The organism is Lentilactobacillus raoultii, assembly GCF_900411375.1.
GTDB classification, from domain to species: Bacteria; Bacillota; Bacilli; order Lactobacillales; family Lactobacillaceae; genus Lentilactobacillus; species Lentilactobacillus raoultii.
Map to the genome: position 1 here is coordinate 331,039 of NZ_LS422984.1, position 18,828 is coordinate 349,866.

The window sequence follows — 18,828 nt, forward strand, 5'->3', positions numbered from 1 at the left end:
CAAAAAAAGACCACCCTTTAATTAATTAATGGGTAGCCTTAAGTATTCAATACTGAATAGTTACTGCTGGTTCATAATGGTGATCACAGCGGAAGCCAGTAGTGAGCCGACAGTCGCAATAATCATAATCCATACAAATACCAGTGTAATTTTTTGAAACGTTGATCTTTTTTTTCGTGCCAAGATTTGCACCACTTTCTGATTATATTCACTCATAAGTCTAACGGTCATTATCAGTCATTGCAATATGTTTTGTCAAAATTGGGAGGTCAAATCGATGCAATTTCCTTCGTGGACAGTCATGACAGTAGTGTTTTTGGGCCAATTGGTTTTTCTGTTATTGGTTGCCAGTATTATGATATTAATTCGTAAAAATCGGTCAATTAAAAATCGGTTTGCCATTGTTCCAATTGATCTATGGCCGCCATTTTTATTGGTCTTTATTCAGCAACTAAGCGGAACGATATCGGAAAGATCAGTTTTGCCACAAATTGTGATTATTTGGATGACTATTGGACTGGTTGTCCTCCTTTGGCAAATTTTGACAGATCGTGAAATGACTTATCGACGATTTTTCGTATTGTTTTGGCGTTTAAGTGACTTGTTGTTGGTAATTGGATGGCTCGGCACTTTTTCGTACTTTTTGTTTCAATAGCCAGTGTTATGAGTATCAAAAAATAAAAAAGTAGGACTTGGGAATTTCAATAGTTGGATTCCTAAGTCCTTTTTATTTTGCCCCACATGATTGCCACCAGTTACCAATCCCTTCGTGGCAGGCTTTGTGAACCTTTAATCTTTTATCTAAAAATCATTGTGACATTCTTTTTACAAAAATCGGGGCAATGTGGTTGGTAGTGGGGAATTGTGGTAAAATGTGATTGCAAGCTGAAATTAAGGGGGATGAATGGATGCTTCTTGGTGAATACCAGCATAATATTGATGCCAAAGGGCGGATTATCATCCCAGCTAAATTTCGTCAGGATCTTGGTAACAAGTTCGTCATTACACGAGGCATGGATGGCTGTTTATTTGGATATCCAATGTCTGAATGGGAAAAAGTTGAGGGTAAGATCGACTCGCTTTCAGTTAATAAACGAGACGTTCGGGCCTTTACGCGTTTTTTCTTTTCGGCTGCTCAGGAATGTGAATTTGATAAACAAGGTCGCGTTAATATTCCTAGTATCTTAAGGTATTACGCTAAAATCGAAAAAAAGTGTGTCGTGGTTGGTGTTTCGAATCGGATTGAGATTTGGAGCGAACAGGCTTGGCATGACTTCACTAATGATGCGGCAGCCCATTTTGATGAGATTGCCGAGAACATCATTGATCTTTAAAACTAACCAAAATAACTAGGCTAACTGAAAAGTGGTGATTGAATGTCTGATTTTGAGCATGTTACCGTTTTGCTGCGGGAAGCGGTAAACGGCTTAGACGTTGATCCCAACGGTACATACGTCGATGCAACGCTGGGTGGTGGGGGACACACCACAGAAATTTTAAAACAATTGAATAAGGGACACTTGTATTCGTTTGATCAAGACGAGGAAGCAATTTCGTATAATCAACAACATCTTCAGTCGTTTATTGAGGATGGTCGACTAGTGCTTGTCCATAACAATTTTCGAAAACTTCGAACGGCTTTAAAAAAATTTAACGTTAAACAACTTAACGGCGTTGTTTATGATTTGGGGGTTTCATCACCTCAGTTTGATGAAGCTGGCCGGGGATTCAGTTATCGATTTGACGCCAGGCTGGATATGCGAATGGATCAGACACAATCATTGGATGCTTGGGAAATTATTAATCAATGGCCTTATGAAAAGCTGGTGCGAATTTTTTACCGATATGGTGAAGAAAAGTTTGCCAAATCAATTGCCCGAAGAATCGAGCAAACAAGAAAAAGTCGTCCGATTAATACGACAACTGATTTGGTCGTGCTAATTAAAGAAGCAATTCCGGCAGCTGCCAGGCGTCACGGTGGCCATCCGGCCAAAAAAGTTTTTCAAGCAGTCAGAATTGCAGTGAATGATGAATTATCGGCTTTAGAGGATTCGTTGGAGCAAGCGCTGGATTTACTGGCAGTTGGGGGACGAATCAGTGTGATTACGTTCCAATCGTTGGAAGACCGTTTGGTTAAGACGATGTTTAAGGAAAAATCATCGTTACCGGAATTGCCGCCTAATTTACCGGTTGTTCCCGCTGAACTTCAGCCAAAATTTAAATTAATTACCCGCAAGCCAATTACACCCAGTGAGGCGGAATTGGCGAAAAATCATCGCGCTCATAGCGCTAAGTTGCGAATCATTGAACGAACAAAATCTAGTGGAAAGAAGAATACATAAGTATGGCACAGAATAATTTAGCACGTAATCTAACTCAAGAAGAACCAGAACAACCTTATGTTTCAACACCGAGGCGGGTCAGTCAGCCCGGACGTCAACCTGGTTTTAGTCCACGGTTGCGGTTGAACGCCTTTGAAAAGGTATTGATTATTGGTGGCAGTATCTTGTTGACGGGATTAATGTTAATGGTGGTTTCCTCTAAGATTGCACTATCTAATTCGCAACATGAACTGCAACATTTAGACACTCGAATCTCCAACATTCACAATGACAATACGAATTTAAAACAGCAAATCGGCGAACTTCAAAGTAGTAGCCGGTTGCAGAAAATTGCCAAAGAAAATGGGATGTCTCTCTCCAATGGAAATATAAGGAATGTTACAAAATGAAAGAACCACAAAACCGTTCTGAAGAAAATTTAAAAGCCCGTAAAAATCGAAAGCTCGTTGGAATCTCACTGCTTTTGATTTTTTTCATTGTCTTTTTAATCCTATCTCTGCGGCTAATGGTCATTGCGGTGGGCAAAAACGTTAAACACGTGAATTTAAATGAGCGTGCGGAAAAATTATATAACCAGACGCAAACCATAAAGGCTAAACGTGGGACCATTTACGATGCCAGCGGGAGTCCGATTGCAGAAGACACCAGTACATATTCACTCTATGCCGTTCTTGATAAAAATCAGCGCGGCTTAAATGATAAGCCACTGTATGTTGTTAACAAGAACAAAACAGCTCGGGTTCTTTCGAAGTATCTGCCAATCAGTCAAAAGAAGGCTTTAAAGATTCTATCACCCAAGCATGGCAGCCCGTTTCAAGTTGAATTTGGCAGTGCAGGCACTAATATTTCATTAATTACGAAGAAAAAAATCGAAGCGAAGCATCTACCGGGAATTAACTTCGTTCAGCAGCAAGCCCGTTTGTATCCCAACGGCGTTTTCTCATCCAATTTAATCGGGGTCGCTACATCTCAAAATGATAAGAAGACCGGCACCTCGGGATTAGTTGGTCAGATGGGCATTGAAAAGGCCTTTAATAAGCAGCTTGCCGGAACTAATGGGTTTAAGAATGCTGATTATGATGTCTATGGCTATAAGCTACCCGGTAAAAAACAAAAAGAGCGTCGGGTTAAAAATGGCGATAACATTTATACGACAATTGATTCTCGAATTCAAAGTTTATTGGAAAGCGAAATGACTTCCGTCCAATCACAGGTTCACCCAGCTTCTTTAAACGCAATTTTAATGGATGCTAAAACCGGCAAGATTGTCGCTGAATCGCAACGACCGAGTTTTAATGCGGCGACAATGTCGGGAATCGGTAAAGCTTGGACTAATACGTTTACTTCTGATAGCTTTGAACCCGGCTCAACGATGAAAATTTTTACGCTTTCTGCATCGATTGATTCAGGCCAATTTCATGGTAATGACACCTACGAATCTGGTCGGTATTCGATTGACGGCAAAATTGTGCCGGACTGGGACACTGCCGGTTGGGGGTACATTACTTACAACAAAGGTTTTGCACTGTCGAGTAATGTTGCGATGGCTCATTTGGAACAGCAAATGGGGCCGAAGACGTGGAAAAAATACATTCAAAAGTTTGGTTTCCTAAAATCCACTCATTCAGGGTTACCAAATGAACTGGCCGGTAGAATTCAATTTAACTACCCGATTGAACAGGCTGATACCGCCTTTGGTCAGGGAATTGAAATTACGCCGATTCAGATGATGCAGGCTTTAACTGCAGTATCAAATAATGGTAAAATGATGAAGCCGTACTTTATTTCAAAGATAACGGATCCAAATACTGGTAAAACGGTTAAAAAATACGGTCCCAAACAAGTTGGTCGGCCAATTCGTTCTTCAACGGCTAAAAAAGTTCGCGAACACATGCAGGACGTGGTTTATAAATCGTACGGCATCGGGCATGATTATAAGATAAAAGGGTATCGGGTAGCTGCTAAAACCGGAACGGCGCAAGTTAGCAATGGTTATGGCGGTTATGCTTCAGGTGATGATAGTTATCTATATTCGGTAGCTGGAATGGTCCCTGCTCAAAACCCAAGATACGTTATGTATGTGACGATGAAGCAGCCAAAGTTGACTGGTACCAAAACGGCAACCCAGTTAATGGCAGAGATTTTTAAACCGGTAATTGTTCGAGCATTGCAGAATTCGAATACGAAGCAAACAGTGGTTAAAAAACGGGTGCCAACTGTGGCTTACCAAACAACTACTGAGGCTAAACGAATTTTAAATGAAAAGAACTTTGATGTCGTCACAATTGGCAATGGCACGACGGTTGTGAAACAGTCGCCAGGTGCCAATCATCAGTTAGCAGAACAGAAACGGGTTTTTATTTTGACCAACGGCACTTGGAAAATGCCGAGGATTATTGGTTGGTCCAAACATGACATTGAGACATTCTGCCACTTAACCGGTTTGAAATTGGCGGCAACTGGATCCGGGTATGCGGATAGTCAAAGTATCAACTTTTCACGGACAATTAAGAAAGGTCAAACTTTAAAAGTAAATTTTGAGTAACTTATTTAATTAGGCTTAATAAATTTAATATCATGTTTAAGGATGGTTCTAAAAGAAAATGGGGAATTGGTTAGTTTCAGCGCTTGGGGCATTTGTGATCACTGTCGTTTTAATGCCCGGATTAATTAAGTATTTTAGAAGTAAGCATGAGGGTCAGATGATTCGTGAAGAAGGCCCTAGATGGCATGAAAAAAAGTCAGGAACCCCGACAATGGGCGGAATTTTATTCATTGCCGCGATTGTCGTTTCTGATTTGGCGATTGCGGCAGTACATGGTGGGTTAACGCCTACTTTAGCAATTTTGCTCTTTGTTTTAGTGGTTTATGGGCTCATTGGCATGTGGGACGATAGCATCAAATTGTTTCGTCGGCAAAATGAAGGTTTAAAGGCGTGGCAAAAATTATTAGGTCAGATCGTTGCCGCAATTGTTTTTTCCCTGGTTTATATTCATGAGGGGCTGCCACTTGCCATTAAAATGCCATTTGCGGCCGACTGGCACATTGGGTATTGGTACATCTTGTTCATTATTTTTTGGTTGGTTGGCTTCTCCAATGCTGTTAATTTAACCGATGGACTTGATGGTTTGGTCGCTGGTTTGGCAACAATCTCATTTGCTGCTTACGGCGTCATTGCGGCTGTTCAGCATCAAGCGGATGTCGCAATGTTTTGCTTCACCGTTATCGGTGGACTGCTGGCCTTCTTGATCTTTAACCATAAACCGGCCAAGATTTTCATGGGTGATATGGGTTCACTGGCCCTGGGTGGTGCTTTAGCATGTGTGTCAATTCTGGTCCACCACGAGTTTTCGTTGCTGGTCATCGGAATCATTTACGTTCTTGAAACTGCTAGTGTGATGATTCAGGTTGGCTCATTCAAGCTAACCGGAAAACGAGTTTTCAAGATGACACCGATCCATCATCATTTTGAGATGTGTGGCTGGTCGGAATGGAAAATAGATCTTGTTTTTTGGAGCATTGGTTTAGTTGCGGCAATAATTAGTGTGGCCACAATTGTTTAAGGGTTGGTGTGAGACTGAGGTTTTGCGACCGACCTCTTTGAGTACCAATCATTAATAGCGATAGAATTAAATTGAATTGATAAATGAGTTTGACTTCTAGGAGACAAAGGGGATAAATGCAAGATGAAAATGATTGACGATTATAGAGGCAAGCACGTTTTAGTTTTAGGGGCCGGCAAAAGTGGTACTCATGCTGCTGAATTATTGCAACAGCTGGGAGCAACCGTTGTGGTGAACGATGCTAAGCCGAGTGATCAGCTTCCTGAAATTGCTGAGCTGCGAGATCGGGGAATTGAGACAGTGACCGGTAAGCAGACAGCTGATATTTTGGACCATCATTTCGATTTAATGGTTAAAAATCCAGGAATCCCTTATGATAATGAGGTTGTTACCAGAGCAGTTAAGGAAAAAATGCTCATTATTACGGAAGTAGAATTGGCTGCCAAGATCACTGATGCTGAAATTATTGGCGTTACTGGTAGTAATGGTAAAACGACCACAGTTACAATGATTACGAAAATTCTTAACCAAGAGCGGTCAAAGGGCCATGCATATGCTGCTGGTAATATTGGTATTTCAGCAACTGAAACAGCGATGAAAGCAACAGCCGATGATACCATTGTGATGGAGCTTTCGAGTTTTATGCTATTGGGAATTCAAAAGCTTCATCCACACGTTGCGGTTTTAACAAATATTTTTTCAAACCATTTGGATTATCATAAAACTCGTCAAAATTACGTCAATGCTAAAATGAGAATTACGATGAATCAAACGCCTGACGACTTTTTTGTTGTGAACTTTGATTCGGATGAATGGCGCCAGTTAAGTAAACGATCTCAAGCAAAGGTTGTTCCTTTCGCCAGGACTTCCGAAATTGACCATGGGGCATATGAAAAAAACGGTAAGCTTTACTATAATGATGAATTTATCATGAATGCTGAGGACATTAAGGTGCCGGGTCAACAAAATGTTGAGAATGCGCTGGCGGCGATTGCAACTGCTAAAATTTTAGGTAAATCAAATTTAGCAATTACCAATGTTTTGGAAACCTTTACGGGTGTTCGTCATCGTCTCCAATTTGTGTTGGAAGCTGAAGGTCGGAAATTTTATAATGATTCCAAGGCAACTGATATTGAAGCCACTCAAGTCGCATTGGAAGGTTTTAATCAACCGGTTGTTTTGCTGGCTGGTGGTCTGGATCGTGGGTACACATTTGATAAAATGATCCCGCAGTTCAAACAGCATGTTAAAGCAGCGGTTTTGTTTGGTCAAACAGCAGACTTGCTGGAAACATCACTTCAAAAGGCTGGTATAAAGGAAATTACAAAGGTTAACAATCTGGATGAAGCTGTTCCGGTGGCTTATCGTTACAGTGACGTCGGCGATGTCATTTTACTTTCTCCTGCTAATGCCAGCTGGGATCAGTTCAAAACTTTTGAGCAGCGAGGCGATGCATTTATTAAGGATGTCGAAAAATTGACGCATAAGCAGGAGGAACACTAATGAGACTAATCATTTCCGGAGGTGGGACTGGTGGTCACATTTATCCTGCCCTTGCGATTATTGAGGATTTACTAAAACAAGAGCCCGACTCTGAAGTGCTATACGTTGGTTCACATCGTGGGCTTGAAAGTTCAATTGTTCCAAAGCAGGGGATTAAGTTTGTGGCGTTAAAAATCCAAGGCTTTAAACGATCGTTATCTTTTGAAAATTTTAAGACAATTGCTTTGTTTCTAAAGAGTGTTCATGATTCAAAAAAAATCATTAAAGATTTTAAACCGGACGTGGTGATCGGGACGGGCGGTTATGTGTCAGGAGCAGTGGTTTATGCGGCAGCTAAAGCACATATTCCCACTATTATTCATGAGCAGAACAGTGCTGTTGGGTTAACGAATAAGTTTTTAAGTCGGTACGTTGATAAGATTGCCATTGGCTTTCACGAAGCCAAGGCACAATTTCCAGAAGAAAAAGTCATCTTTACCGGGAATCCGAGAGCTCAGCAAGTTGCCAATATGCACAGTGACTTTAAATGGTCGTCAATTGGACTTAAAGATGACGTTTCAACCGTTTTAATTTTTGGCGGCAGCCAGGGAGCTCCTGCCATTAATAATGCAGTTATTGGGTCAATTAATGAGTTTAATCGGCGGACTTATCAGGTTGTTTTCGTTACCGGCCAAAAACGGTACACTCAGGTGATGGACAAACTTCAAAAGAGTCAAATTAAGTCAAATATTAAAGTGCTGCCATACATTAACAATATGCCACAGGTACTGCCGAAAGTGGATTTAATTATTGGCCGAGCCGGGGCCACCAGTATTGCAGAAATTACAGCTTTGGGAATTCCAGCTATTTTAATTCCGAGTCCTTACGTAACGGCTGATCACCAGACTAAAAACACAATGAGCTTGGTGTCAAGAGGTGCAGCCTTAATGATTAAGGAAGCCGATTTGAATCCTAAAAATTTGTTAAAAGCTGTTGATCAATTAATGCACGATCCAGCTGAACGTGAGAAAATGGCAAAAAACTCAAGAGGTCTTGGGGTTGTTAATTCAGCTGATAAAATTTTAGAGATTGCCCACAATCTGACAAAATAGTAGCTGTGATTTTGAAAATTGATAAGCTGATTGGTGACATGATGACCGTGTAACCTAATGGCAGCCATTAAATGAGTTAGCTTTGCTGACAGGGGGAACAACAATGGGCAAAAGAAATGACCACGAGGAAGGACTAACCCCGTGGCAGGAGGCAGCTGATAAAGATGAGAAAAAGAGTAGAAAAAAACGCCGTCACCCGTTCTGGTTTCTGAAAGGGTACCAAATTCGAAATTTTAAACGAATGTCGCCGTTAATTATCTTATTTATCGTGATCATCTGTATCATGAGTTTTCTGGTTTCGCCAATCAGCAGGGTGCAGCAAATTAAAATTAGTGGTAATGAGATTGTCAGCGTTAAGCAAATTAAACACTACTCGCCAGTCAAAAAAGGGATGTCATTATTGAGCGTCTGGGGAAAGACAGATCAATTAGCCAATCGCTTGAAACAACGGAGTCAGCGGATGCAATCAGTTAAAATTCGACTGGTTCATTTTAATCAAATTGACATTAGAGTTGAAGAGTATCCGACAATCGGCTATCTTTATACTAATGGTGGTTATCAGCCAATTTTAAAAAGCGGTGTGATTATTCAAAATAAGGTCCTGAATCCGCGTGATGGATTCCCGATTTTAAAAAAATTTAAAAATGCCCACACGCTGCGACGGACAATTCAACAGTATCGAAGGATTAGTCCCCCAGTTCGGGCAGTGATCAATACAATTAGTTACTCACCCGTGAAAAGTAACCGGGATCGAGTTTTTCTACAAATGAATGACGGTAATCGAGTTTATGCGTCAATTGCCAGTTTTGGAGATAAGATGGATTACTATCCAAGCATTAATTCCAGGCTAAAGGTTAAGAGTGTTATTAACTTGGAAGTCGGAGCTTATTCTTATCCAATAACCAAACATCAGACAAAAAATAAATCTTAGAGATGCGGGTGATTATTAATATCAATTAATCTTTTTCAAGCGTTATCATTGTGTTAAACTTATGTTATGTTCAGAAAATATTCTAGATGTGGAGGTTCCTTACATATATGGATAATTCGGGTTTATATGTGGGACTTGATATAGGAACTACCTCAATAAAAGTAATTGTTGCAGAGAAAGTTAAAGGGCAACTGAACGTTATTGGTGTGGGGAATGAACCTTCTAACGGTCTCAGTCGTGGCGTGATTGTTGATATTGATCAAGCTGCTGAAGCGATTAGGAGTGCCGTAAATCAAGCTCAAGAAAAAGCAAGCATTGAAATTAAAGATGTTGTTGTGAGTGTTCCGGCAAATAACTTGCGGATTGAAGATTGTAATGGATTGGTGACATTAGATGATCAATCACGTGAGATTACAGCTGAAGATGTTCGTAACGTGGCGGTTTCAGCTTTAGGGACCAGTTTGCCCCAGGAACGCGAAGTGATTGACATCCAACCAGAAGAATTTATTGTTGATGGATTTGACGATATCCAAGATCCTCGAGGAATGGTTGGGGTGCGTCTTGAAATGCGTGGGAAACTGATTACCGGTTCCAAAGGTATTATGCACAATTTAAAGAAAGCAGTTGGTAAGGCGGGCTTGAACATTGTTTCGACCGTCTTGACACCACTTGCCGAGGGCCATGAAATTTTAAATGATGGTGAACAAGACTTTGGCACGACGATTATTGACCTTGGCGGTGGTCAGACAACCGCTTCGGTCATTCATGACCACCAGCTGAAGTACGCGACAACGGATCCCGAGGGTGGCGAATACATTACTAAGGATATTTCAATTGTCTTGAATACCTCAATGGAAAATGCTGAAAAAATTAAGCGTGACTACGGGTACGCGGATTCACTTCAGGCGTCAGCAGACAATGAATTTCCCGTTGATGTTGTTGGGCAGACTGAGCCAACTTATATCGATGAACGATACCTGGCTGAAATTATCGAGGCCCGTTTAAGTCAAATCTTTGATCGAATTAAAGATCGACTTGATCAAATTAAAGCCCTGGAATTGCCCGGTGGCATTGTTTTGAGTGGTGGCGTGGCTGCGCTCCCTGGAATCGCCGAATTGGCTGCTGATCAATTCAATACGAATGTCAGAGTCTATATTCCTGATCAAATGGGGTTAAGACACCCGTCATTTACGGCTGGATTATCATTGGTTTCTTACTTCTCGGATCTTTCGGAAGTTGAGATGATCGTCCGCTCAGCCGTTGGTGCAACATCAACGAAAGTTCCAAAGCTAACAGAACCAAATGAGTCTCAGGTCCCTGTGTCGAATCAATCAGACAAACCAAAACGAAAAACACAGAAGAAAAAACGTGGCGAAGGAATCAAGAGCTTCTTTAGCGATTTCTTTGATTAGCACTAAAACGGAGGTAAAATAATTATGGAATATTCACTTGATTCCACCGAAAATCACGGAGCAGTGATTAAGGTTATTGGCGTTGGCGGCGGTGGCAGTAACGCCGTCAATACAATGATTAGTTCTGACGTCAAGGGCGTCGAATTTATTGTTGCAAATACAGACGTTCAGGCACTTTCAACATCTAAAGCAGAAACTAAAATTCAACTTGGTCCAAAATTGACCCGTGGCTTGGGTGCCGGTTCAAATCCTGAAATCGGTGCGAAAGCTGCTGAGGAGAGCGAACAAGAACTATCTGAAGCACTGGAAGGTGCTGACATGGTTTTTGTCACTGCCGGAATGGGCGGTGGTACCGGAAATGGTGCTGCACCAATTGTTGCCAAAATTGCTAAGGACCAGGGTGCTTTGACGGTTGGCGTGGTAACACGGCCATTTTCATTTGAAGGGCCTAAGCGTAGTAAATACGCTGATGAAGGAGTTGCTCAATTAAAGGAAAATGTTGATACATTAATTGTCATTGCCAACAATCGGTTATTAGATATGATTGACAAAAAGACGCCAATGATGGATGCTTTCAAGGAAGCCGATAACGTTCTTCGTCAAGGGGTTCAAGGAATTTCAGATTTGATTACAAGTCCCGGCTACGTCAACTTGGATTTTGCTGATGTTAAGACGACGATGCAGGATCAGGGCTCTGCTCTGATGGGAGTTGGTGCAGCCAATGGTGAGGATCGAACCAAGAAAGCTACTGAAAAGGCCATTTCATCGCCATTATTAGAAGTTTCAATTGATGGTGCTGAGCAGGTCTTGCTAAACATTACCGGTGGACCAGATTTGTCACTTTTTGAAGCACAAGACGCCTCAGATATTGTGTCGCAAGCTGCAACTAGTGATGTTAATATTATTTTTGGAACTTCGATTGATGAGTCGCTCGGAGATGAAGTCCGGGTAACCGTTATTGCAACAGGAATTGATAAAAAAGCAGCTGAGCAGGGACGAATGGAAACTCGCCGGACACGGACAGTTCAACCGTCGGCACGGCCACAGGCTGGGAGTCGACCACGTCAATTTGATGCCGGAAATCGGCCAAATTCTCAAAATGCTAACCGTGGTCAATTAGCTGGTGAGACTGATAATTCGGATCCTTTGGGGAACTGGGATATTCGTAAACAACCGACAGCCCGTCCAGCAGCTCCGAATAACGATGAATTTAATGACGTTGAGAAGAAGGATTTTGATCCGTTTCAACCCGATGTCAATTCGGATAATTCCAGCCAACCTGATAGTGGTGAGTCACAAGATGATATTCCACCATTCTTCAAGCACCGTCGACGACACAAAAAATAATTGTTTGTCATAACGGTGTCCGCTTGGGCGTGGTGAAATTCGAAAGGAAATAGGCATGTCAGAAAAGTTTAATTTTGCTAATTTTTTTGGAATGGAATCGGATAAGCCGAAGAATGAGGAGACAAATTCAGTGAATAATGTTGTGCCAATGACCCGAAAAGAGTTGGAAACTGACAATAATATTGTGGTTTTTGAACCCATTAATTACACCGATGTTGACACCATTGCACAAAAATTATTAGAAGACAGTGCTGTTATTATTAAGCTTGGCAAACTTGATATTAAGTCTGCCGAAAGAATGGTTGATTTTTTGAATGGTGTGTTGTTCGCCATTCATGGTACGATTAATCGACTTGATAAAAACATTTTTATTTGTTCACCAAAAAATTTCAAAGTCACTAAGTAGCTAAAAAATTAGAGATAGGGGTAGTTGATTGGTTTCTGTAATCTCGACGATCGTTTGGTTGTTAAATAAGCTGATTAGTATTTACATGCTGGCAATTGTGATCTATGCACTAATGAGTTGGTTCCCCAACGCCTATGGAACTGCGTTTGGCCGTTTTCTTGGTCAAATTGTGGAACCATTTCAAAGACTTTTTAACTTTGCATCCGTTGGTATGATCAGTTTTGCGCCAGTTGTGGCACTGATCGTGTTAGGCCTTGTTCAAGGTGGTATCACTTATTTGGGGGAACTACTCATTGGCTACGGTTATGGCTATTAGCAAAGCAGAGGGGGATTAGTGATGGCTGTTGATGCCAACATTTCTCAACATTTTCGATCTGATGAGGTTCCGTTTCTCGAGTCAATCGATAATTTGAGTGGCCAAGTCGAAAATGAGTATCGGCCGATTTTAACTGATTTTTTAAATCCTAGACAGCTTTATATTTTAGAATCGATCATTAATCGGCACGATGGCATTCGATTTTCAACTTATGGTGGGTATCCAAATGCCGAACTTAGGCGGACAATTGTTTATCCCGAGTATTTTACACCTAAGAATGATGACTTTAAGATAACGATCTTCGAGATTGATTATCCGAGCAAATTTGCGACTTTGGCACATGGTCAAATCTTAGGGTCCTTAATGGGTGCCGGCATTGAACGTAATGTCATTGGCGATATTATAACCGATGGGCTTAGATGGCAATTTATGGTCCAATCCGAAATGGCAGACTATGTCAAAACACAGGTTGATCATATTGGTAAAATTAAGGTCAAGCTTGAGCGAGTAAGTCCTGAGCAGGTGATTGAACCGGTTGATGAGAGCGAAGAATTGACAACCACGGTTCCTTCAATGCGGGTTGATGCTTTAGTCAGTGACGGATTTCATATTTCTCGTCACCATGCCAAAGAATTAATTGATGGCGGCGAGGTTCGGATTAATTGGGTTGCTACTCAGCGACCGGACTTGGAATTATCGACTAAAGATATTGTTTCTGTGCGTGGCTATGGGCGAATTGTGATTAATGAAATTGCCGGAATGACCAAAAAAGATAAAATTAGAGTTATCATAAGTGTGTATAACCGGAATAAATAGGAGGATTGGTTCATCATGGTATTAAGTCCACAGGATATTCATAATAAAGAATTTTCAACGAAATTAAGAGGTTACAATATTGATGAGGTCAATGACTTTCTTGACCAAATCATTAAAGATTATCAGATTATTTTGGAAGAAAATAAGGATCTTAGATCTCAACTGAGCGAATCGAAGGATAAACTTTCTTATTTCAATGACCTGAAGGACTCGTTGAATCAATCGATTCTAGTTGCCCAGGAAGCGGCCGATAAGGTAAAAAATAATTCCAAAAAAGAAGCTGAAATTACCAATCGAGAAGCCCAAAAGAAAGCTGATGATATCATTCAAACAGCTAATGAAAAATCAACTCAAATTTTGGAAGAGGCTTCAAAACGTGCCAAGAAGTTGGCAATTGAAACTGATGATCTTAAGAAGAATACCCGGGTTTTCCGTCAACGACTTGAAGTAATGTTGGAGAGTCAATTAGCGGTTATTAAAGGGTCTGACTGGGATCATTTGGTTGAAGATGGGCCAACAACAACTTATGAAGATATTGAAAAAGTTGTCGGGGATCTTGACAAGTCAACAAATTCAGATGTAGAATCAGAAAGCAAACAGGGTAATAATGCTGATTCAGTCGAAAGCACACCAGCAGCAAAAAATGATGATCTTCAAACAGTTGTCATTTATCCCGATAAGCAAAAATAATAATAAAATCGATGAGAGACCAGAAAGTTATTTTGCCGAAACATTAGCGAGCTAAAGATGGTGAAAGTTTAGCAGTCACCGGTCATTTAACCGATCACCTCTTGTACATATCGATTTTGATCAAATGAGATAGGATTTTTGAATCCTAAAATTGGGTGGTACCACGAAAGATTTCGTCCCTTGGGCGGAATCTTTTTTTGTATCATTAGAAGCCATCAACGGGTGTTTGTGATTAGCTTGAGCATTATTCACACTATTATTGAGTTACAGAGAAAGGGAGTCAGACAATGCGGGTTAAAGACACATTAAACTTAGGTAAAACAAAGTTTAAAATGCGTGGGAACCTTCCAGTGAAAGAAGTTGAGCGTCAAAAAATCTGGGAAGAAAATCATGTATATGAGCAGCGACAAAAACTTAATGAAGGTAAGGCAACCTTTGTGCTTCACGATGGACCACCGTACGCAAATGGTGACATTCACATGGGCCATGCAATGAATAAAATTTCCAAGGATATTATCGTTCGTTATAAATCGATGACTGGTTATCGAGCACCATATGTTCCAGGTTGGGATACTCATGGATTACCAATTGAACAAAAATTGACTCAAGCCGGTTACGATCGCAAAAAGATGTCAACCAATGATTTTCGAAAACTTTGTCAAGAGTATGCGATGAAGCAAGTGCAACGACAAATGACCCAATTCAAACGACTGGGCGTTTCCGGTGATTGGCAGCATCCTTATTTAACGCTTCAGCATGAATTTGAAGCCGCTGAGGTTCGGGTCTTTGGGGCATTTGCCAAACGTGGTTTGATTTATAAGGGCAAGAAACCGGTTTACTGGTCGTGGTCATCAGAGTCTGCGTTGGCTGAAGCTGAAGTTGAGTATCATGATGTGACATCACCATCTGCTTTCTATGGTGAAAAAGTGGTGGATGGTAAAGGCGTTCTTGAAAATGACAAAACTTACATGGTTGTTTGGACAACCACTCCTTGGACCATTCCAGCGTCCGAAGGGATTACGGTAGATGCCGATTTTGATTATGCAGTCGTTCAACCAGAAGGTGACGATCGTCAATTCGTCATTGCCAGCGAATTGCTTGAAAAAGATGAATCATTGTTTGGCTGGAAGAATGTTAAGGTTCTTAAAACCGTTAAAGGGCGTGATATGGAGGGAATCCTTGCTGAACATCCCTTTGATCATAGTCGAAAATTATTAACGATGTTGGGTGACTTTGTTACCTTGGATGCTGGTACTGGACTTGTCCATACCGCTCCTGGATATGGTGAAGATGACTTTAACATTGGGCGAAAATACGGTTTGGATATTTTTGCTCCGGTTGACGACCAAGGCTACCTGACAAAGGAAGCCGGGGATGATTTCGCCGGTGTCTTCTATGAAGATGCCAATAAAATTGCCCTGGATAAACTAAAGCAGGCGGGCTTACTTTTAGATTACATGCCACTTAACCATAGTTACCCATTTGATTGGCGGACCAAAAAACCGATTATTTTCCGGGCAACGCCGCAATGGTTTGCTTCCGTTGATAAAATTAAAGATGATATTCTAAATGCCATTGAAGACGTTAAGTTTTATCCGGATTGGGGCAAAGTCCGATTAAGTAATATGATTAAAAATCGTGGTGATTGGGTCATTTCTCGTCAACGGGTTTGGGGAGTTCCGCTACCAATTTTCTATGGCGAAGATGGGGAAGCAATTATCACGCAGGAGACGATTGACCATGTTGCCGATCTGTTTGAAAAGTACGGCTCCGATATTTGGTTTGAACGAGAAGCCAATGACCTTCTTCCGGATGGCTTTACCAGCGAACATTCTCCTAATGGTAAATTTACAAAAGAAAATGATATCATGGATGTTTGGTTCGATTCAGGGTCGTCTCATCAAGGTGTTCTAGCTGCTCGACCAGAGTTAACTTATCCATCAGATATGTATCTTGAAGGCTCAGATCAATATCGTGGCTGGTTTAACTCCAGTTTGATTACCAGTGTTGCCGTTTCCAATAAGGCGCCGTATAAATCAATTGTGTCACAAGGGTTTACTTTGGATGGTGAAGGCCATAAGATGAGTAAATCTTTAGGAAATACAATTGCCCCAATTGACATTATCAAGAAGATGGGGGCTGAGATTGTTCGACTTTGGGTTACCTCCGTTGATACTTCGGCTGATGTCAGGGTTAGTCAAGAAAACTTTGTTAAAATTTCGGATGCTTACAAAAAGATTCGAAATACGATGCGGTTTTTGCTGGCCAACACAACTGATTTTGATCCGAAAACAAATGCGGTGCCGTTTGCTGAGATGGAAAGTCAGGATCAATATATGATGGTGCTGCTTAATAAATTCTTAGGCGAGGCTCGTGACAGCTTTGAAAAATACGATTTTCTGACGTTCTATAAAAAATTCTTAAACTTTGTGACAAGCGATTTATCCGCTTTCTACCTGGATATGGCTAAGGATATCGTTTACATTGACCGTAAAGATGGTCATAAACGTCGGTCAATGCAAACCGTAATGTACGATGTTGTGACTACTTTAACGAAGCTGATGACACCGGTATTACCACATACCGCTGAAGAAATTTGGGGATTTTTAAAAGAACCAGAAGACTTTGTTCAATTGACTGAAATCCCAAAGCCTCAGCATTTTGAAGATGAAGAAGGCATTCTAGAGCGTTGGACAAAGTTTATGCATTATCGTGACGATGTGCTTAAAGTGCTGGAAGAAGCTCGTGATGCTAAGGAAATCGGCAAGCCTTCCGAAGCAGCTTTGACCATTTATGCAACAACTGAAGTCAGTGACTTGCTTAAGTCCCTTAATGTTGATTTAGCAACGGTCTTGTTAGTTTCGCAGTTAAGTATTAAGCATTACAATGAGGCCACCGACGCCAGCACAAAGTTTGACAGTGATGGTCTGGCATTGTTTGCTGAGCATGCGCAGGGTAAGACCTGTGAACGTTGTCGATTGATCAGAACTGATGTAGGCGCTGATCCTGATTATCCAACTTTCTGCCGATCCTGTGCTGAAATTGTTCGCAGCGAATTCCCAGAAACGGTTGCTGAAGGGTTTGATGTTAAATAAAATTTTGACATTGTCACTTCAAAAAACATTTAAAAGTTTGAATTAAACCAGTACAATTAAGAGGTTGAGACAGGTTTTTAATCTGACCGACCTCTTTTTTGTTTGAGGTAAGGGTTTGGTGAGGAGGATGAATTGGATGCTGTATGGAAAAATCAAGACCTATAATGCGAAAAATGCTTTTGGATTTATTGATCAAGATCAGGGCGATACCTTATTTTTCTTTAAAAATGCTTTCCATGAATCAGACTATGCTCGGATTGTTCCAGGTGCTCGGGTCGCCTATGTCGTAGTTGAAGGTCAAAAGGGACCTCAGGCTGCAAAAGCGCAAATCATTGATGACACAACTATTATCCATGAATGAGGGGCCCTTTAATTAGCGGCTTGTGTGACCACCCATTGCATTCAATGGAAATTGTTTGTAAAATAAACTCATTAATGAAAATAGGGTGATTCTGTGAATTTTAAAGAACACGTGACTGATTCCCGTCAAATTTATGATGGGGCAATTATTAACGTTGAAAAGCAAACGGTCAGGCTTCCCGATGGTCAAACAGCTTTTCGGGAAATCGTTCACCATTCTGGTGCCGTTGGGGTTTTGGCGATTACAAGTGATCAAAAAATAATTTTGGAAAAACAGTGGCGAGCGCCGGCAAAAGCCGTTACTATTGAAATTCCGGCAGGAAAAGTCGATCAACGTGATTCAAATTTTAAACATGCGGTGATTCGCGAATTGAATGAAGAAATTCGATATGTTCCAGAGCACGTTGAAGAACTTTTTGGTTTCTATTCGTCCGTTGGCTTTTCGGATGAGTATATGCAACTTTATCTAGCAACCGGTTTAGAGCCGGTAACGAACAAATTACCGAGAGATAAAGGGGAGTTTTTGCAAATTATTGAAAAGACATTAGACGAGGCCGTTTCGATGGTTAAAAGCGGTGAAATTAAAGACGCTAAGACAATTATGGCTATTCAACATTGGCAACTCATGCAAAAGTAGGTGATCGTTTAAGTGAGTAATGATGAAAAGCGTGCTTCTAAGTCATTGACGCGAGAGCAGTATCGAAAGCTCAAGCACCAAGAAGATGCTGATTTTAAACAACGTGATAAAAAGCGGGTTGAAGTTGAACGGGCATATGCTCGAGCTCACCGGGAAACGCCAGATGAGGAACCTGAGACGATCGTTGCTGATGGTTTTAAAACACCCCGCTGGCATCGAACCAATCGACGCTTGAACTGGACAATTGGCATTTTAATTGGGCTAATTGTCATTGTTTATTTGATTTTATTTTTTGTTAATTAGTGACGGGCGTTTGGTG

The 18,828-nt window shown here is 41.1% G+C and carries 20 protein-coding genes; 19 read left to right on the plus strand and 1 reads right to left on the minus strand.

Annotation, left to right across the window (positions count from 1 at the left end; genetic code table 11):
- Positions 1-60: 60 nt before the first annotated feature.
- The gene (locus ED605_RS03270) at positions 61-183 is read right to left on the minus strand and encodes a DUF4044 domain-containing protein (protein ID WP_225419031.1); all 123 of its coding nucleotides are present in this window, start codon (positions 181-183) and stop codon (positions 61-63) included.
- Between the two features lie 94 nt (positions 184-277).
- On the opposite strand from ED605_RS03270, the gene ED605_RS03275 reads away from it, so the two are divergent.
- The 19 genes from ED605_RS03275 to ED605_RS03365 all read left to right on the plus strand — a co-directional run bounded on the left by ED605_RS03275 (position 278) and on the right by ED605_RS03365 (position 18,812).
- Positions 278-655: a DUF3397 family protein gene (locus ED605_RS03275; protein ID WP_121977469.1), complete on the plus strand. Its 378-nt coding sequence runs from the start codon at positions 278-280 to the stop codon at positions 653-655.
- A gap of 253 nt (positions 656-908) precedes the next feature.
- Positions 909-1,334 (plus strand): division/cell wall cluster transcriptional repressor MraZ, encoded by a 426-nt coding sequence (mraZ, locus tag ED605_RS03280; RefSeq protein ID WP_121977470.1) that lies wholly within the window; start codon positions 909-911, stop codon positions 1,332-1,334.
- A gap of 42 nt (positions 1,335-1,376) precedes the next feature.
- Positions 1,377-2,342: a 16S rRNA (cytosine(1402)-N(4))-methyltransferase RsmH gene (gene rsmH, locus ED605_RS03285; RefSeq protein ID WP_121977471.1), complete on the plus strand. Its 966-nt coding sequence runs from the start codon at positions 1,377-1,379 to the stop codon at positions 2,340-2,342.
- 2 nt (positions 2,343-2,344) lie between these two features.
- Positions 2,345-2,731 carry a cell division protein FtsL gene (gene ftsL / locus ED605_RS03290; RefSeq protein WP_121977472.1) on the plus strand — a complete coding sequence of 129 codons (387 nt, stop codon included), beginning with the start codon at positions 2,345-2,347 and terminating at the stop codon, positions 2,729-2,731.
- Positions 2,728-4,887, plus strand: coding sequence for a penicillin-binding transpeptidase domain-containing protein (locus ED605_RS03295; RefSeq protein WP_121977473.1), 2,160 nt, complete (start codon positions 2,728-2,730; stop codon positions 4,885-4,887). Before ftsL ends, ED605_RS03295 begins: the two co-directional genes overlap by 4 nt.
- Before the next feature lie 58 nt (positions 4,888-4,945).
- Positions 4,946-5,905, plus strand: a complete 960-nt coding sequence (mraY, locus tag ED605_RS03300) for a phospho-N-acetylmuramoyl-pentapeptide-transferase (RefSeq protein ID WP_121977474.1) — start codon at positions 4,946-4,948, stop codon at positions 5,903-5,905.
- 123 nt (positions 5,906-6,028) lie between these two features.
- Positions 6,029-7,408 carry a UDP-N-acetylmuramoyl-L-alanine--D-glutamate ligase gene (gene murD, locus ED605_RS03305; RefSeq protein ID WP_121977475.1) on the plus strand — a complete coding sequence of 460 codons (1,380 nt, stop codon included), beginning with the start codon at positions 6,029-6,031 and terminating at the stop codon, positions 7,406-7,408.
- The gene (gene murG, locus ED605_RS03310) at positions 7,408-8,499 is read left to right on the plus strand and encodes an undecaprenyldiphospho-muramoylpentapeptide beta-N-acetylglucosaminyltransferase (protein WP_121977476.1); all 1,092 of its coding nucleotides are present in this window, start codon (positions 7,408-7,410) and stop codon (positions 8,497-8,499) included. The genes murD and murG overlap by 1 nt, the downstream gene beginning before the upstream one ends.
- 103 nt (positions 8,500-8,602) lie before the next feature.
- Positions 8,603-9,430: a cell division protein FtsQ/DivIB gene (locus ED605_RS03315; protein WP_121977477.1), complete on the plus strand. Its 828-nt coding sequence runs from the start codon at positions 8,603-8,605 to the stop codon at positions 9,428-9,430.
- 107 nt (positions 9,431-9,537) lie between these two features.
- A complete protein-coding gene (gene ftsA, locus ED605_RS03320; RefSeq protein WP_225419032.1) occupies positions 9,538-10,842 on the plus strand; it encodes a cell division protein FtsA in 1,305 nt (434 codons plus the stop codon).
- Between the two features lie 24 nt (positions 10,843-10,866).
- Positions 10,867-12,189: a cell division protein FtsZ gene (gene ftsZ / locus ED605_RS03325; protein WP_121977479.1), complete on the plus strand. Its 1,323-nt coding sequence runs from the start codon at positions 10,867-10,869 to the stop codon at positions 12,187-12,189.
- A 130-nt stretch (positions 12,190-12,319) separates the two neighbouring features.
- Positions 12,320-12,595: a cell division protein SepF gene (locus tag ED605_RS03330; RefSeq protein ID WP_225419033.1), complete on the plus strand. Its 276-nt coding sequence runs from the start codon at positions 12,320-12,322 to the stop codon at positions 12,593-12,595.
- 28 nt (positions 12,596-12,623) lie between these two features.
- Positions 12,624-12,911: a YggT family protein gene (locus ED605_RS03335; RefSeq protein ID WP_263852925.1), complete on the plus strand. Its 288-nt coding sequence runs from the start codon at positions 12,624-12,626 to the stop codon at positions 12,909-12,911.
- Between the two features lie 21 nt (positions 12,912-12,932).
- Positions 12,933-13,727 carry a YlmH family RNA-binding protein gene (locus ED605_RS03340; RefSeq protein WP_121977481.1) on the plus strand — a complete coding sequence of 265 codons (795 nt, stop codon included), beginning with the start codon at positions 12,933-12,935 and terminating at the stop codon, positions 13,725-13,727.
- Positions 13,728-13,742: 15 nt separating this feature from the next.
- Positions 13,743-14,417 (plus strand): DivIVA domain-containing protein, encoded by a 675-nt coding sequence (locus ED605_RS03345; protein WP_121977482.1) that lies wholly within the window; start codon positions 13,743-13,745, stop codon positions 14,415-14,417.
- Positions 14,418-14,704: 287 nt separating this feature from the next.
- Positions 14,705-17,512, plus strand: coding sequence for an isoleucine--tRNA ligase (gene ileS, locus ED605_RS03350; protein ID WP_121977483.1), 2,808 nt, complete (start codon positions 14,705-14,707; stop codon positions 17,510-17,512).
- Positions 17,513-17,648: 136 nt separating this feature from the next.
- Positions 17,649-17,873, plus strand: coding sequence for a cold-shock protein (locus ED605_RS03355; protein ID WP_121977484.1), 225 nt, complete (start codon positions 17,649-17,651; stop codon positions 17,871-17,873).
- Between the two features lie 93 nt (positions 17,874-17,966).
- Positions 17,967-18,509 carry an NUDIX hydrolase gene (locus ED605_RS03360; RefSeq protein WP_121977485.1) on the plus strand — a complete coding sequence of 181 codons (543 nt, stop codon included), beginning with the start codon at positions 17,967-17,969 and terminating at the stop codon, positions 18,507-18,509.
- Between the two features lie 12 nt (positions 18,510-18,521).
- Positions 18,522-18,812 (plus strand): hypothetical protein, encoded by a 291-nt coding sequence (locus ED605_RS03365; protein ID WP_121977486.1) that lies wholly within the window; start codon positions 18,522-18,524, stop codon positions 18,810-18,812.
- Positions 18,813-18,828: the final 16 nt, after the last annotated feature.